This is a genomic window from Streptomyces sp. NPDC045026, assembly GCF_056432625.1.
Genome location: NZ_JBWKIS010000013.1, coordinates 175,141 through 198,592, shown reverse-complemented (window position 1 = coordinate 198,592; position 23,452 = coordinate 175,141). Strand labels below are relative to the sequence as shown.

Here is a 23,452-nt window from a genome sequence, read left to right as displayed (position 1 = left end):
CAACAGGGCGGGGCCGTCGGTCAGTTGAGGTGCTGGGGGCCGAACGCGTCGGGGAGCATCTCGCCGAGCGGGCGGATCCCCGCCGTCGTCTCCAGGAGCAGCTCGGGGCCCCCGAACTCGTACAGGAGCTGGCGGCAGCGGCCGCACGGCATCAGGATCTCGCCCTTGCCGTCCACGCACGTGAAGTGCGTCAGGCGGCCGCCGCCGGTGAGCTGGAGCTGCGAGACGAGCCCGCACTCGGCGCACAGGCCGAGCCCGTACGACGCGTTCTCGACGTTGCAGCCCGACACGGTGCGGCCGTCGTCCACGCGGGCCGCGGCGCCGACCGGGAAGGCCGAGTACGGCACGTACGCGCGGGACATGGCCTCGCGGGCCGCTTCCCTGAGTGCTTCCCAGCCGGCTTCCGTCACTTGCCCTGACCCTTTCGGTAGCGCATGCCGTCGGCCTTCGGCATCCGCAGCCGCTGCGCGGACAGCGAGAGCACCAGAAGGGTGACGACATACGGGGTGGCGCCGACGAAGTCGCCGGGCACCTCATCCGTCAGGAGGTACCAGACCAGGACAACCGCGGCAATCACCGCGCTGATCGTGGCCTGGATCATGGCCTTGCGGTACGCCTTCCAGCCCGCGAGCAGAGCCAGCAGCACGACCAGCAGGAGCAGCAGCGCGTGGACGGTCTCGCCGCCGTTGCGCAGCTGGAGCGCATCGGAGAAACCGAACAGGCCCGCGCCCATGGCGAGTCCGCCCGGCCGCCAGTTGCCGAAGATCATGGCGGCGAGGCCGATGTAGCCGCGCCCGCCGGTCTGGCCCTCCAGGTAGCTGTGCGAGGTGACGAGCGCGAGGAACGCGCCGCCGAGGCCCGCGAGTCCGCCGGAGATGGCGACGGCCGCGTACTTGTGCGCGTACACGTTGACGCCGAGGGACTCGGCCGCGACCGGGTTCTCGCCGCAGGAGCGCAGGCGCAGGCCGAACGAGGTGCGCCACAGCACCCACCAGCTGCCCACGAACAGCAGCGCGGCGAGGATCGTGATCACGGAGACGTCGGTGACCAGGCCGCCGAGGATGCCGGCGAGGTCGGAGACCAGGAACCAGTGGTGCTGCTCGATGGAGTGCAGTCCGCTGGACAGGCCCGGGATCGTGACGTCGCCCAGCGACTCGGCGGGCGGCGACTGCTTGGGGTTGCCGCCCTTGGCCGCGGGGTCGCCCTCGGCGAAGAACAGCTTGGCGAGGTACTGGGTGGCGCCCAGGGCGAGGAGGTTGACGGCGACACCGGAGACGATGTGGTCGACGCCGAACGTGATGGTGGCGACGGCGTGGATCAGGCCGCCCAGCACACCGAAGCCGATGCCGCAGACGAGGCCGAGCCAGGGGCTGGTCTGCCAGCCGAGCCAGCCGGCGCCGAACGTGCCGAGGATCATCATGCCTTCGAGGCCGATGTTGACCACGCCGGCCCGCTCCGACCACAGGCCCGCGAGGGCCGCGAGGCCGATGGGCACGGCGAGTCCGAGCGCGGCGCTGATCTGGCCGCCGGAGGTGAGCTGGTCGGCGCCCGTGATGACGCGGACCGCGGAGACCAGGAACAGGGCGCCGACGACGATCATCAGGGTCTGGCCCGTGGAGAGCCGGCCGCGGGCCTTCCTGGCGCCGCTCACCGCGGGGGCCGCGGGAGGCGGGGTGTCGGTCTTCGTGGCGCTCATCCGGCCACCTCCTGCTTGTCGGTGCGGACGGCGGCGGCCTGCGCGGCGAGCTCGGCGCCGACCCGCTGCTGCTGGCGCTTGAGCCCGTAGCGGCGTACGACCTCGTAGGCGATGACGACGCACAGGACGATGACGCCCTGGATCACGCCGAGGATCTCCTTGTCGTAGCCCTGGAACTCCAGGTGGTTGGTGGTGCGCTCCAAAAAGCCCCACAGCAGGGCGCCGAGCGCGATGCCGACCGGGTGGTTGCGGCCGAGCAGCGCGATCGCGATGCCCGTGAAGCCGAGACCCACCGGGAAACTGTTGTCGTACTGGTGGCTGTCGTTGAGCAGCGTCGGCATGCCGACCAGACCGGCCACGGCACCCGAGATGATCATGCTGGTGGCGACCATCTTCTTGACGCTGACGCCGCTCGCGGCGGCCGCCGACTCGGACTGGCCGACCGTGCGCAGGTCGAAGCCGAAGCGGGTGCGGCCGAGGACGAACCAGTACGCGATGCCGACGAGCACGGCGATCACGATGAAGCCCCAGACCTGGCCGGCCGGACCCGCGTCCATCGCGAAGAAGTACGAGGACTTCGGCAGCGGCTTGGTGGAGACCAGGGTGCCGGCGTCGTCGAGCTGGCCGAGCTGCTCGGGCTGGAGCAGGTAGGCGATGATCGCGGTCGCGATCGAGTTGAGCATGATCGTCGAGATGACCTCGCTGACACCGCGGGTCACCTTGAGGATGCCCGCGATGGCGGACCACAGGGCACCGGTCGCCATGGCGGCGAGCAGGATCAGCGGGATGGAGAGCCAGCCGGGCAGCGTCAGCGCCCCGCCGAGCACGGCGGCGACGAACGCGGCCATCCGGTACTGCCCGTCGACGCCGATGTTGAACAGGTTCATGCGGAAGCCGATGGCCACCGCGACGCCCGCGAGGTAGTACGTCGTCGCCTTGTTGAGGATGTAGACCTGGCTGTCGCTCGCGGAGCCGTAGGTCACCATGTCGCTGAACGCGGCGAAGGGGTCCTTGCCGGTCGCCGCGATGATCACGGCGGTCACGACGAGCGCGGCGATGATCGCCAGGAGCGGGGCGGCGACCGCGAGGATCAGCCGCTCCTTGTCGATCCGGGACTTGCCCCGGGATATCAGTGTCTTCATCGGGCGTCCCCGCCTTCGGCGTCTTCCGTGTGCTGGAGGTGGCCGGAGGCCGCACCTGTCATGGCGGAGCCCAGCTCCTCCGGGGTGATGGTGGCGGGGTCGGCGTCGGCGACCAGGCGGCCGCGGTACATCACCCGCAGGGTGTCGGACAGGCCGATCAGCTCGTCCAGGTCGGCCGAGATGAGCAGCACGGCGAGGCCCTCGCGGCGGGCGCGGCGGATCTGGTCCCAGATCTGGGCCTGCGCGCCGACGTCCACACCGCGGGTGGGGTGGGCGGCGATCAGCAGCTTGGGCGCGTGGCTCATCTCGCGGCCGACGATCAGCTTCTGCTGGTTACCGCCGGACAGGGAGGCCGCGGTGACCTCGATGCCGGGGGTGCGGACGTCGTACTCGCGCACGATGCGTTCGGTGTCGGCGCGCGCGGCCTTCAGGTCGAGCAGCCCGCCCTTGGAGTTGGGGCGCTCGGTGACATGGCCGAGGACCCGGTTCTCCCACAGCGGCGCTTCGAGGAGCAGACCGTGACGGTGCCGGTCCTCGGGGATGTAGCCGACGCCGGCTTCGCGGCGCTTGCGGGTGGGGGTCCGGGTGATGTCGGCGCCGTTCAGGGCGATGGCGCCGCGGTCCGCGGTCCGCATGCCCATGATGGCCTCGACGAGTTCGGACTGGCCGTTGCCCTCCACGCCCGCGATGCCGAGGACTTCGCCGCGGCGGATGGTGAAGGTGACGTCGTCGAGGATGACGCGCTCGACGCCGTCCAGGTCGGTCTGCGTGAGGCGCACCCCGGCCAGGTGGAGCATCGGGGTGTCGGTGACCGTCGACTCCTCGGTCTCCGGTGACGGCAGCTCACTGCCGACCATGAGCTCGGCGAGCTGCTTGGTGCTCGTGTTCTTCGGGTCGGCCGTGCCGACCGTCGTCCCCCGCCGGATGACCGTGATCTCGTCCGCGACGGAGAGGACCTCGCCCAGCTTGTGGGAGATGAAGATGACCGTGAGGCCCTCGGACTTGAGCTCGCGCAGGTTGTCGAAGAGCGCGTCGACCTCCTGCGGCACGAGGACCGCGGTGGGCTCGTCGAGGATCAGCGTCCGGGCGCCCCGGTAGAGGACCTTGAGGATCTCGACGCGCTGCCGGTCGGCGACCCCGAGCTCCTCGACGAGGACGTCGGGCCGCACCCCGAGGCCGTACGCCTCGGATATCTCGCGGATCTTCGTACGCGCCTTGCCGCCGATGCCGTGCAGCTTCTCGGCGCCCAGGACGACGTTCTCCAGGACGGTGAGGTTGTCGGCCAGCATGAAGTGCTGGTGGACCATGCCGATGCCGCGCGCGATGGCGTCGGCGGGCGTGGCGAAGGTGACCTGGGTGCCGTCGACCGCGATGGTGCCCTCGTCCGGCTTCTGCATGCCGTAGAGGATCTTCATCAGGGTCGACTTGCCGGCGCCGTTCTCACCGCACAGGGCGTGGACGGTGCCCCGCCGTACGGTGATGTCGATGTCGCGGTTGGCGACGACGCCGGGAAAGCGCTTGGTGATGCCGCGCAGTTCGACGGCGGGAGGGCTGGACGCGTTGATGGCGCACTCTCCTCGGGGGACAGGACGTACGTACGGAAGGGGTGAACGGTCGCGCGGAGCCGCGCGGGGGCGCGTCGGCGACGGTAATACGCCAACTCTTAGCTACACGCGTAGAGTTGACACATTGTTATGGCTCGGCGAGGGGAAGCTTTCGCCTCTCCCCCCGCCGAGCCCCGGCCTTGCGGCCGCTCAGATCACGGGGTGGTCTTGACCTTGACCTTGCCGCTCGCGATCTTCGCCTTGGCGGCGTCCAGCTTGGCCTGGATGTCGTCGATGTAGCCGCCGGAGGTGGCGAGCGAGACGCCGCCGTCCTTCAGGGCGTAGGTGTTGGTGCCGGTCTTCGGCGAACCGTCCTTGACCGACTGGATCAGGTCGAAGACGCCGATGTCGACGTTCTTGACGACCGAGGTCAGGATCGAGGACTTGTACTTGGCGAGACCCGGGATGTTGTACTGGTCCGAGTCGACGCCGATCGCCCAGGCGCCCTTCGTGCCGGAGACGGCCTCGATGGCACCGTTGCCGGAGGAGCCGGCGGCCGAGTAGACGACGTCGGCGCCCTTGTCGAGCATGCCCTGGGCGGCTTCCTTGCCCTTGTCCGGGGAGGCGAAGCCGGAGGTGTCCGAACCGTGGCTCAGGTACTGGACGTCGATCTTGATCTTCGGGTTGGTGTCCTTGATGCCCTGGACGTAGCCCGCCTCGAACTTCTTGATCAGCGGGACGTCGACACCGCCGATGAAGCCGACGTGGTCCTTCTTCGTCTTCAGCGCGGCGGCGACGCCGGCCAGGTAGGAGCCCTGCTCCTCGGTGAAGACGATGGAGTCGGTGTTCTTGGAGTTCACCACGGAGTCGACGATGCCGAAGGTGGTCTTCGGGTACTTCGCCGAGATCTTGGTCATCGAGGTGGCGTACGCGTAGCCGACCCCGATGATGGGGTTGTAGCCGGCGTCGGCCAGGTCGGACAGGCGCTGCTCACGGTCGGCCTCGGTGTCGGAGGTCTTGGCGGTCAGCTCCTTGAGGTCACCGCCGAACTCCTTCTTGGCCTTGTCGGCACCGCGCGCGGCGGAGTCGTTGAAGGAGTGGTCGCCACGGCCGCCGACGTCGAAGGCGAGGCCGATCTTGACGCCGCCCTTCTTGCCGGAGTCCGAGGAGCTCGAGGACTCGTTGTCCGAGGAAGTGCCGCCACATGCGGTGGCGGTGAGAGCGAGTGCCGCGGTGGCTATGCACGCAGCAGAGATTTTGGCTACCCGGCGCAAGGGAGGCTCCTTCGACCTGACCTGAGCGCCGGGCTTCCGGCGCTGGTTTTCGGACGGATCGTAACGCGCGTAGATGTCAGATAAAGGGCCGTTCCGCAGCCGTTATCGGATTGACGCGAACGGCGCACGGCGGCCCGGTCTACGGGGCGTTACGCGGCTGGGTCGGGTGGGTTACGTGCTGCCCACACCGACCCTTTGCCTGCACCGGTCTACGCCCCCTGCTCCCGCACGGCCCCGTCCATCAGCGCCGCCGCCGTGAACAGCTCCACCCCCACCGTGATCGCCGACTCGTCCGCGTCGAAGTCACCCTGGTGCAGGTCACGTCCGCCGCGCTCGCCGGGGGTGCGCACCCCGAGGCGGGCCATGGCGCCGGGGACGTGCTCCAGATACCAGGAGAAGTCCTCGCCGCCCAGGCTCTGCTGGGTGTCCTCGACGGAGTGCGGGCCGCGGCGCAGGGTCATCGCGGCGGTCAGGAGGTCGGTGACCTCCGGGTCGTTGACGACGGGCGGCACTCCGCGGATGTAGTTGATCTCCGACTTGGCGCGGTAGAGGTCGGCGATCTCCTGGATCGCGCCGTGCACCAGGTCGGGCGCCTGCCGCCAGGCTTCGAGGTCGAGGCAGCGGACGGTGCCGGACAGCTCGGCGTGCTGCGGGATCACGTTGCACGCGTGGCCGGATTCGATACGTCCCCAGGTCACGGCGAGCCCCGAACGGGCGTCGATGCGGCGGGCGACGAGCGCGGGGACCTCGGTGGCCACCTTCGCGGCGGCGGTCACGAGGTCGGTGGTGAGGTGGGGGCGCGCGGTGTGCCCGCCGGGCCCGTCGAGCGCGACCTCCAGACGGTCGCAGGCCGAGGTGATCGCGCCAGGCCTCAGTCCGATCCGGCCCGCGTCGACCTTCGGGTCGCAGTGCACGCCGATGATCGACCCGACGCCCTCGAGCACGCCCGACTCGATGGCGTCGGGGGCGCCGCCGGGCAGCACCTCCTCGGCGGGCTGGAAGATCAGGCGTACGGGGTGCGGGAGCCGGCCCTGCCGGTGCAGCTCGGCGAGGACCAGGCCCGCGCCGAGGACGACCGTCGTGTGCACGTCGTGGCCGCAGGCGTGGGCGCGGCCGGGCACGGTGGAGCGGTAGGCGCAGCTCGCCTTGGTGTCCGGGATGGGGAGCGCGTCGATGTCCGCGCGCAGGGCGAGCATGGGGGGCCCGCCGCGCCACTCCCCCTCCTCGGTGCCGATGTCGCAGACGAGGCCGGTGCCGATGTCCAGGATGCGTGGCGTGAGCCCGGCCTTCTCCAGGCGGGCCCTGATCGCCGCGGTCGTGCGGAACTCCTGGTTGCCGAGCTCGGGGTGCATGTGCAAGTCACGCCGGAAGGCAACCAGCTCGGCACGGAGCTCTTCGGACAGCGTGCCGGGCAGCTCTCCGGCGCCGACCGCTTCCCCGGCCTTACCGGCCTCGGACTCTCGGGACATCAGTTGGTTCACCCTTTGAAGGGTAGGCCGGGGCAGGGGGCAGCCGCCCCACGATCAACAAAAGTTCAACCGGATTGGGGTAAGAAATCCGACCGCGCCGCGCATGCGCTCCACTCTGGGTGGGTATGAAAGCTCTTTCGCTCTGGGATCCGTTTGGTCTCGTGGGGGCCGCTTCAGGGGGCTTCGGCCCGGACAGCGGCGCACCCTCCCGTCCCGGGTGCGCCCCCGTTCACGCGATCCCGGCGGTCAGCCGACGATCGCCACCGGTGCGTCCCAGGCGTCGCGGTCCACCGTGATCGTGTAACCGCCGCGCGACTCCTTGCTGTTCACCATGTACTGGTGGGCGCGGCGGTGGCCGGTGTACAGGGTGGAGGCGAAGGGCCAGTCCGTAGTGGTCGTGTTGACCTTGTCCCAGAGCGCGTACCAGAGGACGTCCGGCATGTCCGTGCGGTTCGTGGCCGTGGCGACGGCCTTCGCGCTGGAGCTGCGGAAGCCGTAGAAGCCGGTCCGGTAGTTCTTGGCGTGCACGGCCTTGTCCCAGGCGCGGACGTAGGTCAGGACCGCGTTGTTGCAGGACGTGTTCGTGGTGTCGTACGACTCCATGTCCAGGTAGAGCGGGGAGCCGGCCTTCATGCCGAGGGCGGCGGACTTGGTGACGGCGTCGGCGCCGTCCTTCGCGCCGAGCGAGGCGGCGGTGGACGCGGTCATCTTCTCGGGGTTCGCGCCGGACTGGCAGGGCGGCTGGGCGCCCACGTAGAGCGGGATCAGCTTCCAGCCGGAGGCGCTGACCGACTTCACCCAGGACGCGGTGAGGTTGGGCTGGGCGCAGCCGCGGTTCTTGCCGCCGACGTAGACGGCGGCGGCGCCGTAGAAGCCGGTCTTCCAGGCCTTCATGGCGGAGAGGGAGGGGGCCGTGCAGGTGTCGAAGGCGCGGCCGGTGTACGTCTTGGCCGCGGGGAGCGTGGTGGCTGTCGCCGACTGGGCGACGATCGCTCCGGTGGCGGCCAGTGCCACGCCCGCGGCGGACATGGCGAGGTAGCGGCGTCTCTTGGAGAGGCGGTGTCGGGGGTGCGTCACGGGTTCCTCTGGCGCTCTGTACGGATACGGAGTGGGGGGTGCGGTGGGTTTGACCCGCCCGGACACCGTTCCGTTGCCCTCCGCGCGGCTATGCGATCACCAAGGTATTGCCAAGTGCTGCTGTACGTTCACACGGCCGGGGCGACCGACGCGAGGCGGTGGACGTCCCGCGCCGTGCCGGTGACGCCCGCGAGGAAGCCCTGGGCGCGAGGTGAGGCGTTCTCCGTCAGCCAGGCCGGGTCGATGTCGCAGACGGCGACGCGGACCTCGGTGCCGACGAGGGCCAGGGGCAGGGTGTGGACGACCGTCGAGGGGAAGCTGAGGATCGTACGGCCGATGGGGCCGCGGCGGGCGATCAGTTCGAGGGGGAGGTCGGGGCGGACCACTTCGAGGCCGGTCTCGGTGGCGAGGCGGTGCAGCTTGTCCGAGCTCTCGCGGCGGTGGGCGAAGTAGCGCGTCGCGCCGTGGGTGCGCGCGAGGGCGCGGACGGCCTCCAGGTAGCGGTCCGGGTCGACGACGCCGGTCTCGACGAGGGACGTGCCGACCAGGTCGGCGCCCTTCGTCATGCGGGGCGGGCCGAAGCGGGCGCGGGTCCAGGTGAAGTCGTTGCGGGTGACGCGGACGCCGTCGGGGATCGAGTCGATCGGCATCGCCGAGAAGACCTCGACGGTGCGGTGGGCGCCGTCGGGGGTGAGGCGGCGGCGGGCGACGGCGGAGACGGGCGCGAAGAGGACGTCGCGCGGTCCGGGTCGGCCACCGCGGCGGTGCCAGCGCACGAGGCGTTCGCCGCGGGCGAGCTGGGAGACGAACTCCATGGTCGCGGTGCCGTCGTCGACGACGACGAGTTCGGCGGCCCGGGTGATCGTCAGCAGGAGCTGCACGTAGCGGGAGAACGGGTCGCCTATGACGATGCGGGCGGCCTTGCGCAGCGCGCCCGCGAGTCCGCCGATCGTGTGGAAGGGCGCGGTGGTGCCACCGCGTGCCTCTTCCCAGCGGACGGTGTGGCCCTCGTCGCGGGCGAGTTCGGCCATGCGGCGCAGCTGGCCGCGGGTCATGGGGTCCGTGGGCGACAGGACGACCAGGGTGATCCGGTCCGTCTTGTCGGTGCTCTCGGCGCGATGCGCCCATTCCAGGACGTTGAGGAGCTGGACGGGGCTCTCCACGAAACACAGGGTTCCGGAGCGGCGTCCGGAGTGTGCTGCTGACACGGGCGACATGGGCCCTCCGAGGGACCTGTGGGGGGGGTTGGGGCCCGTGGGCCGGCGCCGGGCTGGGCGCCGGCCCACACGGGCGGGCGTCGGACGGTCAGACGCCGACCGGCTCGCCCGCGGCGACGGCGATCTCCGACTCGGCGACGACGCCCGCGACGCGGCGGAGCTTCTTCATCGGGCCGAGCTCCGACTCGTAGACCTTCTTGACGCCGTCACCGAGGGACGCCTCGATGGTGCGGATGTCGCGCACGAGGCGGGTGAGGCCCTGCGGCTCGACGGAGGCGGCCTGGTCGGAGCCCCACATGGCGCGGTCGAGGGTGATGTGGCGCTCGACGAAGGTGGCGCCGAGGGCGACGGCGGCCAGCGTGGTCTGCAGGCCGGTCTCGTGGCCGGAGTAGCCGATCGGGACGTTCGGGTACTCGGCCTGGAGGGTGTTGATGACGCGGAGGTTGAGCTCCTCCGCCTGCGCCGGGTAGGTCGACGTGGCGTGGCACATGAGGATGTTGTCCGAGCCGAGGACCTCGACCGCGTGACGGATCTGCTTCGGCGTCGACATGCCGGTGGAGAGGATGACCGTGCGGCCGGTGGCGCGCAGGGCGCGCAGCAGCTCGTCGTCGGTGAGCGACGCGGAGGCGACCTTGTGGGCCGGGATGTCGAACTTCTCCAGGAAGGCGACGGCCTCGGTGTCCCACGGGGAGGCGAACCAGTCGATGCCGCGCTTCTTGCAGTGCTCGTCGATCTGGCGGTACTCGTCCTCGCCGAACTCGACGCGGTGGCGGTAGTCGATGTACGTCATGCGCCCCCAGGGGGTGTCGCGCTCGATGTCCCACTGGTCGCGCGGGGTGCAGATCTCCGGGGTGCGCTTCTGGAACTTGACGGCGTCGCAGCCGGCCTCGGCGGCCACGTCGATCAGCTTGAAGGCGTTGTCGAGGTCACCGTTGTGGTTGATGCCGATCTCACCGGTGATGTAGACGGGCCGACCGGGACCGGCCGTCTTCGAACCGAACGTGCGCAGGCGGGAGTTGGTGCTCATGACTGGGGAGTTCCTTACTTGTTGAGGGAGTCGAGAGAAGGGCCGAGGATCCAGGTGGCGATCTCTCGGATCGCGCCGTCACCACCGGGGAGAGTGGTGACCGCGCGCGCGGCGCCTCGTACGACGTCGTGGGCGCTCGCGACCGCCACGGGCCAGCCGACGAGGCCGAAGCACGGGAGGTCGTTGACGTCGTTGCCGACGTAGAGCACGCGCTCGGGCGCGATGCCCTGTTCCTCGCACCACTGCTTCAGTGCGAGGTCCTTGCGGTCGATGCCGTGCAGGACCGGGATCTGGAGCTTCCTGGCCCGGGCGGCGACGACCGGGTTCTGTTCCGTGGACAGGATCAGCAGCGGCAGGCCCGACTTGCGCAGGGCCGCGATGCCGAGGCCGTCACCGCGGTGCACGGTGACGAACTCCCGTCCGTCGGAGTCGATCAGCACCTTGTCATCGGTCTGGGTGCCGTCGAAGTCGAGGACGACCGCGTCGATGTCTTCGGCGGTCGGGAGGGTGCCGGGCCTGTGCGCGTCGAAGAGCGGCGCGAGGGCACGGGCGCGGGCGAGATCGTGCGGGTCGTCGATCTCCAGGACCCGCGCGGGGTCGGTGCGGACGAGTTCCGTGCGGCCGAAGAAGCGGTGCTTGGCCTCGCGGAAGCCGCTCGCGTCCATGGCGTAGACCGCGCCGGTCTCCAGGAGGTCCTGGGGACGGTCCTGGCGCATCTGGCGGAAGGACTTGTCGTGGTTGACGCCGTAGCCGCCGCTGGTGGCCGCGGGGGCGAGCAGGGTGTCGGTGCCGCCCTCGACGGAGGCGCGCTCGACGGCGGCGGGCGCGGCCGGCGGCGCGGGCTCGTCATCACCGTCACGCCACACGAAGCCGTGGAAGGGGGCGACGGTCAGGGCCGAGTCGGCGCCCTTCTCGACGATCGCGTTGACAACGCCGTCGATGTCCTCGCGGACGATGAAGGGGCTGGTGCACTGCACGAGGAGCACGACGTCGACCGCGGCGCCCTGGAGGGCCTCGTGGGCGTCGAGGGCGTGCAGCACGGCCGCCTCGGAGCTCGACTTGTCGCCGGCGATGGCGGCGGGCCGCAGGACGACCTCGGCGCCCGCCTCGCGGGCCGCGGCGGCGATCGCGGCGTCGTCCGTGGAGACCACGACGTCCGTGACGAGCCGGGTGGCGCGGCACTCGCGGACGGTGCGGGCCACGAGGGGCACGCCGCCGACCGGGGCGAGGTTCTTGGCGGGCACTCCCTTGGAGCCGCCACGGGCGGGGATCACGGCGAGGACGCGGCGGACCGGTGCCGCTGTGCCCGCTTCCGGGTTGGTCATCAGGTCTCCTTGAGGGATACGGGCGTTCACAGCTCGCCCATCCGCCGGATGACGGGCGCCACGCGCTGCACTCCGTGCCGGTAGGCGCCACGTGCGGCGCGGCGCACGATCTGCCGGACGGGGCCGGGCTCCTTGCCGGCGGCGGGTGCGCCGGGCAGCGGCGTCCCGTCGGGGGCGAGGTGGTGGCGGGCGAGGATGCGCGGCAGATAGCCGGGGGCGGTGGTGAGGCTGTAGTAGGGGGCCAGGGGCGGAAGCCGGTCGGCTCCGGTCAGGCCGGTGACCCGGGCGCGGGCCTGGTCGAAGGCGGTGTCGTACGTGCCGTCGGCCGCGACGCCCTGGCCGGCCACCCACTCCTCGTCGGCCTTGGGCAGGTGTCCCGCGTCGAGCTGGTCCCAGGAGGCGAGGCAGCCGGAGCCGGTGAAGTGGTGGTTGCCGAGCGCCTCGCGCACCCCGAGGTCGGTGAGCAGGACCGTGGGGATGCGCCGGTGCAGGGCTTCGAGCGCGGCCGTCGAGCTGACGGTGACCAGGAGGTCGGTGCGGTCGAGTACCTCGCCCATGTGCCCGTAGACGAGGCGGCAGTTGGCGGGCAGTCCGCCGTCGATCCGCTGGACGAGCTTCTGGTAGGGCGCCTCTTCGATGTGCGTGGTGTGCTCGCCCGGCTTGCTGCGCAGCTTGAGCAGTACCTCGCGCTCGGGGTGCAGCCGGGCGTGTCCGACGAGCCGCTTGAGCAGGTAGGCGCGGTCGGCGGGGGTGTCCGGCACGGAGGGCTGCGCGGCGAAGACGACGGTGTACGGGTCGTGCGTCTCCTCGTACGGCGTGCCGCCGAGGAAGGGCAGCGCGCACTCGGTCACCGAGGAGGCGTCGGCGTCCACGCCCTCGTACACGGCGCGGAAACGGTCCGCGTCGTGGCGGGAGTTGGCGAGCACGATGTCGGCGCCGTGCCGCAGGAGCAGCCCGTCGGCGAGCTTCTCGTAGACGACTCCCACGTAGCCGGTGACGACGACGGGCCGCTTGGCCCTGCCCTGCCAGGCCCGCGCGAGGCCGTGGAGCATGGCCTGGACGGCGCCGCCGACGAGGGCGAGGACGACGACGTCGTAGCGGTCGGCGTCCTGCTCCATACGGCGCAGGAATTCGACGGCGGTGACTTCGTCGAGGCTGTCGGCGCGGACGCCGACCTCGTCGAGCTGGCGGGGCGTCGGGGTGGCCCGGCCGCGCAGGAGGAATCCGTTGAGCGGGCTCTCGTCGGGGTTGAGGCGGCGCGCGGTGAGCGCGCCCCACTTCCACCGGGTGTCGGAGTCCGCGAGCACGGCGACCCGTCGGGTCTCAGAGGTACTTGCTGGCACACCCAAGAAGCTAGGAAGCGATTTAGGACCGCGGCCCAACCGGAGTGCAACAAACGGTTAACAGCGAACCGACGAATGGCGAATCCGGCCGGGAAGTGGCCGGGAAGCAGGCGGGTTCACTATTCCGCCACGCGTCGTTCACCTGACATCTCACCATCGGTCAAGACGAATGCCGGGCCGCCGCCTAGCGTCCTTCTCGTGGTCAAGCTCTCCGTCATCGTGCCGTTCTACAACGTGCAGCAATACGCGCCCGACACCCTCAGAAGTCTTCGTGCCAACGCGCGCGACGACTTCGAATTCATTCTCGTCGACGACTGTTCGAAGGACGAGACCCCGGACATTCTCGCGCGCGCCGAGCGCGAGCTGCCCGGCGCCGTCCTGGTCAGACACGAAAAGAACGGAGGCCTGGCCACCGCGCGCAACACCGGACTCGACGCATCGCGCGGTGAGTACCTGACATTCCTGGACGGGGACGACTGGCTCGCCCCCGGATACTACGAGCAACTGCTCGCCTCCATCGAAGGCCTGGGCTGCGATTTCGTCCGTACGGACCATGTCCAGTGCACCGCGCGGGCCCGCACCGTCCACCGCGTGCCGACCGGCAGGCGCGGTGTCGTCATGGATCCGCGCGAGGCGATCCTGCCCGCCGACCGCTCGACGTCCGTCGACTACGCGTACGCGTGGGCCGGCATGTACCACCGGCGGCTCGCCGACGCCGGCCTCCTCCACTTCACCGACGGCCTGCGCACGGCCGAGGACAGGCCGTGGATCTGGCGGCTGCACCGCGAGGCGGAATCCTTTGCCGCGGTGGGACTTCTCGGCGTGTTCTACCGGCGCGGTGTCGCCTCGTCACTGACACAGATCGGCGACGTGCGGCAGCTCGATTTCATCAAGGCGTTCGACCAGGTGGTGGCGGAAACGGCGCAGGACAAGGACGCGGAAAAACTTCTCCCGAAGGCCGTCCGTACGTACTGCGCGATTATTTCCCACCACTTGGGATCCATCGAAAGGTTCGAACCTGCAGTGGCGCGCAAATTGAAGACACTGAGTTCCGCGGCGCTGAAGCGCATGCCGCAGGACGTACTCGACGACGCGCTCGACTCGATGGACGTGCAGCGGGCGACGCGCCTGCGCCGGCTGCGGCGCCGCCCCGCCACGGCGGGGGTGGCTGCCGCGTGACCACGCAGATCTTCCTCGCCTCCACGCTGTACGGGACCGCGACGATCGCCGCGGCCCTCGACGCGGACTGCTACGCACCCGCGGACCGGCGCATCCTGCTCGTCGCGAACAACGCGGCGACCCCGGAGACGACGCCCTCCGTCGACGAGATGCCGGGCTTCGAGCGGCTGCGTGACCGCTTCGACGACGTCGTGTCGTGGAACGAGACCATCGCGCCGTTCCACCCCGGCGGCTGGGCCCCGCGCCCCGACGACGTACCGCTGTGGGAGCGCCACCTGCGCCTCGCCTGGAATCTGGGCGACGACGACGTCGAGCTGGCCGTGGAGTCGATCCAGGTCAACCCGGCGATGGCGATCGCGCAGATCTTCACCGGCGTCCCCGTCGACGTGTACGCGGACGGCCTGATGAGCTACGGCCCCACCCGCAACAAGCTCGACCCGCTGGTCGGCACGCGGGTGCGGCGGCTGCTGCATCTGGACCTCGTGCCGGACCTGAAGCCGCTGCTCCTCACGGAGTTCGGCGTGGAGCCCGAGGTCGTCCCGACGGACGTCTTCGTGAAGGTGCTCGCCGAACTGAGCGACGTGAGCGGCGAGTTGCCGCCCGTCGGACCCGGACCGGCGGTGCTGCTCGGGCAGTACCTGTCCGCGCTCGACATCCTCACCGCGCAGGAGGAGGAAGACCTGCACGTGCGGATGATGCGCGGCGCGGTCGCCCTCGGCCACACGCGGATCGTCTTCAAGCCCCACCCGACGGCGCCGGCCACCTGGTCGCGCACGCTGGAGGCGAAGGCGGCCGAGCTCGGCGCCGAACTCACCGTCCTCGACACGCCCGTGCTCGCCGAGGTCCTGTACCAGCGGATGCGCCCGGCCCTGGTGGTCGGCTGCTTCTCGACGGCGCTCCTGACCGCGTCCGCGTTCTACGGCATCCCGGTCGCCCGCATCGGCACCGGCACCCTCCTCGACCGGCTCGCGCCGTACCAGAACAGCAACCGCGTCCCGGTCACGATCGTGGACGCGCTGCTGCCCGAGCTGTCGGAGCGGGCGGCCGTGACCGCGCAGGAGTCCGGCACGGCGACCGCCGAGCTGAACCAGCTGGTGCGCGCGGTCGGCTTCGCGATGCAGCCGAAGATCTACCCGGACCTGCGGGCGGCGGCCGAGCGCTACCTCTCGACGCACTTGAACGACCACACGTGGCGCTACTTCAAGCGCCGCCGGCTCACGTCGCTCGCGCTGCCCGGTGCCGTGCCGTCCCAGCTCGCGTTCATTCCGCGCAACGCGGCGGTGCGCCGGGTCGCCCGCCGTGCGCGCTCGTTCAAGCGGGCTGCCCTCGGATGAGCACTTCGGAGACGACGCTCCCCCAGCTTTCTCCGGGAGCGGACGCCACGGTGCGGACCGCGCGTCCCCGCGCGCACGCACCGCGGCTGAGAGCCCTGGACGGCCTGCGACTCATAGCCGCCCTGATGGTCGCCGCGTACCACTACGGCGGCCGTGACGGCGAGGTGTCCCAGGCCTGGGGCACGTCACCGAAGGTCCAATTCCCCTCGCTGCACCAGTGGTTCGCCTACGGCTGCCTCGGGGTGCAGATCTTCTTCGTCATCAGCGGCTTCGTGATCTGCATGAGCGGCTGGGGCAAGCCCCTGCGCTCGTTCTTCGCCTCCCGCGCGTCCCGTCTGCTGCCGTCGTACTGGGCGGCGGTGATCCTGGTGACGGCGGTCTTCGCGCTGCCCGTGGTCGCGTACAAGGCGGTCTCGCCCAGCGACGCGCTCCTCAATCTGACGATGCTTCAGCAGCCGCTCGGTGTGGACCGGGTCCTCGGCGTCTGCTGGACGCTGTGGGCCGAGGTCCGCTTCTACGCGCTGTTCGCCCTGTGCGTCGTCCTGCCGGGCGCGAACCGGCGCCGCATCGTGCTGTTCTGCGCCGTGTGGACGCTCGCCGCCGCGATCACCCAGGCGTCCGGCGAGCCGGCCCTGAAGGTCATCCTGATGCCGGAGTACGCGCCTTACTTCATCGGCGGCGTCGGCCTGTATCTGCTCCACCTCGACCGCCGTGACATGACCGCGTGGGGCATCGTCCTCGTGAGCTGGCTGATCGGCCAGCACTACGCGGTGGCCGCACTGTGGCACGCACCGAATCCTCACTTCTTCTCGTACCGGGGGTCGGGCGCGATCATCCTGATAGTGACCCTCGGCTTCGTGGCGGTGGGCGCCATAGCGCTCGGGCTGCTGAACCGGATCAACTGGGGGTGGCTGACGGTCGCCGGTGCGCTGACGTACCCGTTCTACCTGGTCCACGAGCATCTGGGCTGGGTGGCGATCGAGGCGCTGCACCGGCGTCTCGGGCTGCCTTCGGCCATGACGTTCACCCTCACGGTGGTCGCGATGCTCGTCCTCGCGTGGCTCCTGAACCGCTTCGTCGAGAAGCCGCTTGCACCTTTCCTGCGCAAACGGATGAACCCCACTTCCGCCAGGATTCACTGAGGATTCATACCCGGCGGAGTTTGCTGCCCGATTGGCGGATGCGATCTGCGAGCGCCTTGACCCTGTCGATCAGGAGCTCATAAGTTCGCGTCCCATGACTGCTGTGCACACCACCGCCCGGCGCCCGATCGACCTCGATGACGTCCCCGGCTGGTTCCCTCCGCTCGACCAACTCCTGTTCACCTGGCTCCTCGAAGGCCAGGCGCGCCGGGAGGTCCGCGGAGATCTGCTGGAACTCGGCGTCTACATGGGCAAGAGCGCGGTCCTTCTCGGACAGCACCTGCACGGTGCCGAGAAGTTCACCGTGTGCGACCTGTTCGAGGGCGACGCCCCCGACGATGCGAACCAGGCCGAGTCCACCAAGTCGTACGCCTCACTGACCCGGCAGGCCTTCGAGGAGAACTACCTCTCGTTCCACGACGAGCTGCCGAAGGTCGTCCAGGCGCCCAGCTCCGTGATCTCCACGGAGGTCGACCCGGGCACCTGCCGCTTCGTCCACATCGACGCCTCGCACCTCTACGAGCACGTGTACGGCGACATCGGCGCCGCCCGCGAGCTGCTCGCCCCGGGCGGCATCGTCGTCCTGGACGACTTCCGCTCGGAGCACACGCCGGGCGTCTCCGTCGCCGCCTGGGAGGCCGTGCTCAACCGCGGCCTGCGCCCGCTCTGCCTGAGCACCCAGAAGCTGTACGCCACGTGGGAGGACCCGGAACCCCTCCAGGGCGAGCTCCTCGACATGCTCAGGGAACGCGACGACATCGCGCTGAGCGTGCAGCAGGCGGCCGGGCACCGCCTGGTCCGCGTGAAGTCGAAGGCGGTCAAGGCACCCGCGTCCCCACGCTCCCGCCACCACCTGGAAGCACCGGAGGAACCGAAGGCGGCCCCCGCCCCACAGCCGGCCCCCACACGCAGGCGCGGCCTGGCCCGCCGTATCGCCGTGAACCTGCTGCCGCCGATCGTCACGCGGGCCGTACGCCGCACCCGCAGGGGCTAGGGTCTTTCGTTTTGATCAGACCCCGCGAGCCCGGCATGATCCAAACGAGAGGCCCTAGGTCCAGTCGGGCAGAAGCCCCTCACGCCCCCGCGAGGGACAGCTTCACCGCGAAGCCCAGGAACAGGACGCCCGCCGCGGTGGTCGCGCCCGCCGAGAGCCGCTTGCGGCGCCGGAAGGCGCCGGCCAGGCGGGTGCCGCTGAAGATCAGGGTGGAGAGGTAGAGGAAGCTCGCGGTCTGGAGCAGCCCGCCGAGGACCACGAAGGACAGCGCCGGATAGGCGTAGTGCGGGTCCACGAACTGAACGAAGAAGGAGATCAGGAAGAGGATCGCCTTCGGGTTGAAGAGGCTGACGATCAGGGCGCGGCGGTACGGGTGCTCGTCACCGCTCCCGGTCACCGGCAGCGCCTCGGCCTCGACGGCGGGCTCACCACGCTGCTTCCACAGCGCCCGCGCCGACCGGATCATGCCGATCGCCATCCACGTCAGATAGCCGGCTCCGGCGTACTTCACGACGAGGAAGAGCACGGGCGTCGTCTGCAGCACGGAGGCCGCGCCGAGCGCGGCGAGTGTCATCAGGACCGTGTCCCCGGTGAAGACACCTGCGGCGGCCGCGTATCCGGTGCGTATGCCCTTGCGGGCGGCCACGGAGAGCACGTAGAGGGAGTTCGGTCCTGGCAGCAGGACGATGAGGACGAGACCGGCCAGATAGGTCGGGAGATTGATGACACCGAGCATGAAAGGGAGTGTCGCACGCCTATATGGCCATACGACACTCCCTGGTCAGAGGGTGATACGCGGCCTCAGAACGCGTCGGTCGGGATGTACGTGCCCCACACGTCGCGCAGCGCGTTGCAGACCTCGCCGACGGTGGCGCGGGCGCGCAGGGCGTCCTTCATCGGGTACAGGACGTTGTCCTCTCCCTCCGCCGCCTTCTTGAGGGCGGCGAGCGCCGCGTCCACGGCCGCCTGGTCGCGCTCGGCACGCAGCTTCGTGAGGCGTTCGGCCTGCTGGGCCTCGATCGCCGGGTCGACGCGCAGCGGCTCGTAGGGCTCTTCGGCGTCGAGCTGGTAGCGGTTGACGCCGACCACGACGCGCTCGCCGGAGTCGGTCTCCTGCGCGATGCGGTACGCGGACTGCTCGATCTCGTTCTTCTGGAAGCCGTGCTCGATGGCGTTGACCGCGCCGCCGAGGTCCTCGACCTTCGTCATGAGTGCGAGGGCGGCGGCCTCCACGTCGTCCGTCATCTTCTCGACGACGTACGAGCCGGCGAACGGGTCGACGGTGGCGGTCACGTCGGTCTCGTAGGCGAGGACCTGCTGGGTGCGCAGGGCGAGGCGCGCGGACTTGTCGGTCGGCAGCGCGATGGCCTCGTCGAAGGAGTTCGTGTGCAGCGACTGCGTGCCGCCGAGCACCGCGCCCAGGCCCTGGACGGCGACGCGGACGAGGTTGACCTCGGGCTGCTGGGCGGTGAGCTGCACGCCCGCGGTCTGCGTGTGGAAGCGGAGCATCAGCGACTTGGGGTTCTTCGCGCCGAACTCCTCCTTCATGACCTTGGCCCAGATCCGGCGGGCCGCACGGAACTTGGCGACCTCCTCCAGGATCGTCGTGCGCGCCACGAAGAAGAACGACAGGCGCGGCGCGAAGTCGTCGACGTCCATGCCGGCCGCGACGGCCGTGCGCACGTACTCGATGCCGTCCGCGAGCGTGAACGCGATCTCCTGCGCGGGCGAGGCGCCGGCCTCCGCCATGTGATAGCCGGAGATCGAGATCGTGTTCCACTTCGGGATCTCGGCCTTGCAGTATTTGAAGATGTCGGCGATCAGCCGCAGCGAGGGCTTCGGCGGGAAGATGTACGTACCCCGCGCGATGTACTCCTTCAGCACGTCGTTCTGGATCGTGCCGGTCAGCTGGTCCGCGGGGACGCCCTGCTCCTCGCCGACGAGCTGGTACATGAGCAGGAGCAGCGCCGCCGGGGCGTTGATCGTCATCGACGTGGACACCTTGTCGAGCGGGATGCCGCCGAACAGGATCCGCATGTCGTCGATCGAGTCGATGGCCACGCCGACCTTGCCGACCTCGCCGGACGCGATCGCGGCGTCCGAGTCATGGCCCATCTGGGTGGGCAGGTCGAAGGCGACGGACAGACCCATCGTGCCGTTGGCGATGAGCTGCTTGTAACGGGCGTTGGACTCGACGGCGGTGCCGAAGCCGGCGTACTGGCGCATCGTCCACGGACGTCCGGTGTACATCGACGGGTAGACGCCCCGCGTGAACGGGTACTTGCCGGGCTCGCCCAGCTTCTCGGCCGCGTTCCAGTCGGCCAGCGAATCAGGGCCGTAGACCGGCTCGATGGGCAGTCCTGACTCAGACTCGCGCGCCATGGTTGTGCCTCCAGCTCGGGTGTTACTTGCCAGTTGGGTCGACCCTCGCGACGGACTGTAGCGGCGGGCCTGCTCGCGGTGGAGAGCCGCAGGCTGGGACCTTGCTCACAGCCTGTCCTTCACCTTTCCTCCATCCCACAATGCGCGGCACTTACGCCGAGTTCGCAACCGGACGCGCGCGGGAACCATCTCTGTTGGCACATCGGATGAGTGGCGAGCCAGCGGGGGTCCGGATGCGTGCGACCGTCATACGTGGATCACTCGCCGTCGCCGGGGTCATCGCCCTGGCCGGCGGCTGCAGGACACAGGCCGTCGACACGGGCGGCAAGCAGCCGCCGCCGAGGGCGAACGGCCCGGCATCACCGGCCCCCTCCGACGACGCGAAGGGGCCTGGCGCGAAGAAGCCGGGCGCCGCCCCCTCGCGCACCCCGTCGGTCAGACCGACGCCGCCGCCGAAGGTCCTCATGGCCCGTGGCGCGAGCGGCGCCAAGGTGCGCGAACTCCAGGCCAGGCTGCGGCAGGTCGCGTGGCTCTTCGAGGGGCCGACCGGGAACTACGGCCCGGCCACGACCAAGGCGATCGAGGGCTTCCAGGGCAAGCGGGGCCTGCCTCGCACGGGGAACACGGACACGGTGACGTGGGCGCGGCTGGTGAAGATGACGCACGCCCCGACGCGCGACGAGCTGTACGCGTCCGGCGGGCAGCCCGCGGCGAAGCCGGACCGGCGCTGTATGACGGGCCGCGTCGTCTGCATCAGCAAGACCAGCCGCACGCTGACATGGATGATCGACGGCAAGGCGCTGATGACCACGGACGTGCGGTTCGGCTCGCAGTTCACGCCCACCCGCGAGGGCGTCTTCCACGTGTACTGGAAGTCCCGGCACCACGTCTCGACGATCTACCACACGCCCATGCCGTACGCGATGTTCTTCAGCGGCGGCCAAGCCGTGCACTACTCCGCGGACTTCGCGGCCCGCGGCTACAGCGGGGCCTCGCACGGGTGCGTCAACGTGAGGGACGAGGGGAAGATCGCGTCCCTGTTCGCGCAGGTCCGCGACGGCGACAAGGTCGTCGTCTACTGGTGACCTGCGGGGAGAGGGAGTGGAGTGGGGCGCGGGCGGGACCGGGGGAACGTGTCCCGCCCGCGCCAGTGGCACAGAGCCGAAGGTACGGGGGGAACCCGCGGCTCGTGCACGGCCGATGACCAGTCGGCTCACTTGTTACTGCGCCCACGCGGCCAAAAACGTCACACCCGTCTCGGAAATTATTTGTCTCCGCAGGTCAGAGCAGGTCTGAGCGAGTTCAGGGACAGCTCGCGGACGCCTCGAGGACGCCTCGAGGACGCCTCAAGGACGCCTCAAGGACAGCTCAGGGAGAGCTCAGGAAGGGAGAGCTCGGGAAGGGCTCAGGGAGGGCTCAGCGACGGCTCAGGGCTGAGCGGGCGCGGCGCTGTACGTGGCCGAGGCCGTCGCGGACGGCGCCGTCGGCTCGGTGCGCGAGCTGTCGCCGATCGGCTCGGACGGAACCCACGAGGCGGTCGGCACGGCGCCGGAGCCGCCGCCGTTCGGGCTGTCCTCGGCGCCGCCCGCGGTGCCGTCCTTGCCGCTGTTCTTGCCGTCGTCGTTGTTGCCGCCGTCGCCCTCGCCGCTGCCGGTCTCGTCGGCCTTTGCGAGGACGCGAGCGCAGAAGCGGTCGGGGTCACGGTCCCGCTTGTTCGCGGCGATGCGCTTCGCGGCGGCCTTGAGGCGCTCCGTCTGGGAGTCGCTCAGCTCGCCGTCGCGGTACTTGCGGCAGGCGTCGACCAGGCGCTGCCGCCAGGCCTCCCGGTCCGAGGCGTCCGACTCGCGCGGGCCGGTGCCGGGCCGCGTCGTCGACGGGCCGGGTCGGCCCGCCGTGTCGTTCCGCGACGGGGCACCCGAGCCGGGCTCGTGCGAGTGGCCGTCGGGCACGGCGCTGCCCGAGCGTCCCCCGTCGGTCTCCGAGATGTCGGGCGACGGTGAGGCGAGGGGCTGTTCGGGAGACGCGGCGGCGGAGACGCTGGCGGCGGGTCCGGGTTCGTTCCGGCCGCCGAACGGCGAAGGGAGCACTCCGGTTCCGGCCGCGACGGCGACACCGCCGATCATGCATCCGGCGAGCGCGGCGGCCATCCCGAACCGGACCGGGCGGCCCCAGCGGACGGGCCGCGCGTCGGGTCTCGCGAGGCGGACACTGCCGACGTCGGAAGCGGCGTGCCCGTCGGCGCCGGCATTTGCGTTCGCGTCGTTCTCCCGGCCCACGGATCCGTGGAGCGAGGTGGTCGCGGCGAGAGCACCGCGGGGCCTGGCATGGCGTGCCTTCAGGGCCGCGGCGCCCGGCTCCTGCGCTACGGATTCGCGCGCCTTGCGGAACGCGGCCAACGCGGCCGCCTCGCCCGGCAGTTCGCCTCCGTCTACGCGTGTCACGGCAAGTGCGTCGAGTGTCTCGGCTAGACGGGCGGCGCGGGCGCGGGTGGCTGCGTCGACGGCTTCCAGGGGCTCACCGCGCATCAGACGCTCGGCCGCGTCCCGGTCCAGCCACTTGTTGTGCTCGTCGGCCATCACATGTCCTTCTGCGTCCGCGTCCGCGAATGCGTCACACCGGCGGGCGTCACCGCATGCCCGCGCGGCTCTCTGGGGGGCGGTACCGCGTCGAGCGTGCCGTCCTGGCCCGCCTGCACCGTATGCGGTTGCGAACCTTCCGCGCCGAGGAGCTCGGCGAGGCGCTTGAGGCCGCGGTGCGCGGCCGTTCTGACGGCGCCAGGACGCTTGCCGAGTGTCTGGGCGGCGCTCTTCGCGTCGAGCCCGACGACGACGCGCAGGACGACGGCCTCGGCCTGGTCCTGCGGAAGCTGGGCGATGAGCGCGAGCGTGTCACCGGTGGCGAGGAGTTCCATGGCCTCGTCGGCGGTGTCGGATATCGCGGGCCGGCCGGTGAGCTCGGTCTCGTCGCCGCCTATGGCGGGCCGGCGCCCTCGCATGCGTATGTGGTCGAGGGCGCGGTTACGGGCTATGCGTGCGGCCCAGCCGCGGAAGCGGTCGGCGTCCCCGCTGAACCGGTCGAGGTCCCGGGCGATCTGCAGCCAGGCCTCGGACGCGACGTCCTCCGCGTCCGGTTCACCGACGAGTGTCCGTACGTACCCGAGCAGGCGTGGATGCACGGCGCGGTACACAGTCCGGAACGCGGTCTCGTCCCCGTCCTGCGCCGCATGCACCGCGGCCGTCAGCTCCGCGTCGTCCCCCAGCACTGCGCCACCCTTGCGCTTAAACCCCAGCGCCGCTCACCGACGCGA

General features: G+C 70.5%; 20 protein-coding genes. 5 read left to right on the top strand and 15 right to left on the bottom strand.

The window, feature by feature from the left end; translation table 11 throughout:
- Positions 1–20 precede the first annotated feature (20 nt).
- The 11 genes from AC07EJ_RS26590 to AC07EJ_RS26540 all read right to left on the bottom strand — a co-directional run bounded on the left by AC07EJ_RS26590 (position 21) and on the right by AC07EJ_RS26540 (position 13,114).
- The gene (locus AC07EJ_RS26590; RefSeq protein WP_393585729.1) at positions 21–410 is read right to left on the bottom strand and encodes a cytidine deaminase; all 390 of its coding nucleotides are present in this window, start codon (positions 408–410) and stop codon (positions 21–23) included.
- Positions 407–1,696 carry an ABC transporter permease gene (locus AC07EJ_RS26585; RefSeq protein WP_389480022.1) on the bottom strand — a complete coding sequence of 430 codons (1,290 nt, stop codon included), beginning with the start codon at positions 1,694–1,696 and terminating at the stop codon, positions 407–409. Before AC07EJ_RS26585 ends, AC07EJ_RS26590 begins: the two co-directional genes overlap by 4 nt.
- Complete coding sequence (locus AC07EJ_RS26580; RefSeq protein WP_389480021.1) at positions 1,693–2,838, bottom strand: ABC transporter permease; 1,146 nt, start codon at positions 2,836–2,838, stop codon at positions 1,693–1,695. The genes AC07EJ_RS26585 and AC07EJ_RS26580 overlap by 4 nt, the downstream gene beginning before the upstream one ends.
- Complete coding sequence (locus AC07EJ_RS26575) at positions 2,835–4,403, bottom strand: ABC transporter ATP-binding protein (protein ID WP_389480087.1); 1,569 nt, start codon at positions 4,401–4,403, stop codon at positions 2,835–2,837. Before AC07EJ_RS26575 ends, AC07EJ_RS26580 begins: the two co-directional genes overlap by 4 nt.
- A gap of 194 nt (positions 4,404–4,597) precedes the next feature.
- Positions 4,598–5,656, bottom strand: coding sequence for a BMP family lipoprotein (locus AC07EJ_RS26570; RefSeq protein ID WP_389480018.1), 1,059 nt, complete (start codon positions 5,654–5,656; stop codon positions 4,598–4,600).
- A gap of 209 nt (positions 5,657–5,865) precedes the next feature.
- Positions 5,866–7,125, bottom strand: a complete 1,260-nt coding sequence (locus AC07EJ_RS26565) for a M20 family metallopeptidase (RefSeq protein ID WP_389480085.1) — start codon at positions 7,123–7,125, stop codon at positions 5,866–5,868.
- A gap of 246 nt (positions 7,126–7,371) precedes the next feature.
- Positions 7,372–8,154 (bottom strand): glycoside hydrolase domain-containing protein, encoded by a 783-nt coding sequence (locus tag AC07EJ_RS26560; protein WP_389480083.1) that lies wholly within the window; start codon positions 8,152–8,154, stop codon positions 7,372–7,374.
- 176 nt (positions 8,155–8,330) lie between these two features.
- A complete protein-coding gene (locus tag AC07EJ_RS26555) occupies positions 8,331–9,419 on the bottom strand; it encodes a hypothetical protein (RefSeq protein WP_389480016.1) in 1,089 nt (362 codons plus the stop codon).
- A gap of 88 nt (positions 9,420–9,507) precedes the next feature.
- Positions 9,508–10,446 (bottom strand): N-acetylneuraminate synthase family protein, encoded by a 939-nt coding sequence (locus AC07EJ_RS26550; protein WP_389480013.1) that lies wholly within the window; start codon positions 10,444–10,446, stop codon positions 9,508–9,510.
- A 14-nt stretch (positions 10,447–10,460) separates the two neighbouring features.
- Entirely contained in the window at positions 10,461–11,771 is a 1,311-nt protein-coding gene (locus AC07EJ_RS26545; protein WP_389480011.1) for a cytidylyltransferase domain-containing protein, read from the bottom strand.
- Between the two features lie 26 nt (positions 11,772–11,797).
- Positions 11,798–13,114, bottom strand: a complete 1,317-nt coding sequence (locus AC07EJ_RS26540; RefSeq protein ID WP_389480009.1) for a DUF6716 putative glycosyltransferase — start codon at positions 13,112–13,114, stop codon at positions 11,798–11,800.
- Between the two features lie 198 nt (positions 13,115–13,312).
- On the opposite strand from AC07EJ_RS26540, the gene AC07EJ_RS26535 reads away from it, so the two are divergent.
- The 4 genes from AC07EJ_RS26535 (at position 13,313) to AC07EJ_RS26520 (ending at position 17,763) form a co-directional block, all read left to right on the top strand.
- Positions 13,313–14,293, top strand: coding sequence for a glycosyltransferase family 2 protein (locus AC07EJ_RS26535; RefSeq protein WP_389480007.1), 981 nt, complete (start codon positions 13,313–13,315; stop codon positions 14,291–14,293).
- Entirely contained in the window at positions 14,290–15,627 is a 1,338-nt protein-coding gene (locus tag AC07EJ_RS26530; protein WP_389480004.1) for a polysialyltransferase family glycosyltransferase, read from the top strand. Before AC07EJ_RS26535 ends, AC07EJ_RS26530 begins: the two co-directional genes overlap by 4 nt.
- Positions 15,624–16,769 (top strand): acyltransferase family protein, encoded by a 1,146-nt coding sequence (locus tag AC07EJ_RS26525; RefSeq protein WP_478885042.1) that lies wholly within the window; start codon positions 15,624–15,626, stop codon positions 16,767–16,769. The genes AC07EJ_RS26530 and AC07EJ_RS26525 overlap by 4 nt, the downstream gene beginning before the upstream one ends.
- A gap of 94 nt (positions 16,770–16,863) precedes the next feature.
- Positions 16,864–17,763 (top strand): class I SAM-dependent methyltransferase, encoded by a 900-nt coding sequence (locus AC07EJ_RS26520; RefSeq protein ID WP_389479998.1) that lies wholly within the window; start codon positions 16,864–16,866, stop codon positions 17,761–17,763.
- A 79-nt stretch (positions 17,764–17,842) separates the two neighbouring features.
- On the opposite strand, the gene leuE is transcribed toward AC07EJ_RS26520, so the two are convergent.
- Both leuE and AC07EJ_RS26510 read right to left on the bottom strand, forming a co-directional pair.
- Positions 17,843–18,499, bottom strand: a complete 657-nt coding sequence (gene leuE, locus AC07EJ_RS26515; RefSeq protein WP_389479996.1) for a leucine efflux protein LeuE — start codon at positions 18,497–18,499, stop codon at positions 17,843–17,845.
- Between the two features lie 65 nt (positions 18,500–18,564).
- The gene (locus AC07EJ_RS26510; RefSeq protein WP_389479993.1) at positions 18,565–20,145 is read right to left on the bottom strand and encodes an acyl-CoA mutase large subunit family protein; all 1,581 of its coding nucleotides are present in this window, start codon (positions 20,143–20,145) and stop codon (positions 18,565–18,567) included.
- 233 nt (positions 20,146–20,378) lie between these two features.
- On the opposite strand from AC07EJ_RS26510, the gene AC07EJ_RS26505 reads away from it, so the two are divergent.
- On the top strand, positions 20,379–21,230 hold the full coding sequence (locus AC07EJ_RS26505) for a L,D-transpeptidase family protein (protein ID WP_389479990.1): 852 nt from the start codon (positions 20,379–20,381) through the stop codon (positions 21,228–21,230).
- 342 nt (positions 21,231–21,572) lie between these two features.
- Here the strand turns inward: AC07EJ_RS26505 and AC07EJ_RS26500 are convergent, their stop codons facing one another.
- Both AC07EJ_RS26500 and AC07EJ_RS26495 read right to left on the bottom strand, forming a co-directional pair.
- Entirely contained in the window at positions 21,573–22,721 is a 1,149-nt protein-coding gene (locus AC07EJ_RS26500; RefSeq protein WP_389479987.1) for a hypothetical protein, read from the bottom strand.
- Positions 22,721–23,407: an RNA polymerase sigma factor gene (locus AC07EJ_RS26495; RefSeq protein ID WP_393585721.1), complete on the bottom strand. Its 687-nt coding sequence runs from the start codon at positions 23,405–23,407 to the stop codon at positions 22,721–22,723. The genes AC07EJ_RS26500 and AC07EJ_RS26495 overlap by 1 nt, the downstream gene beginning before the upstream one ends.
- Positions 23,408–23,452 lie beyond the last annotated feature (45 nt).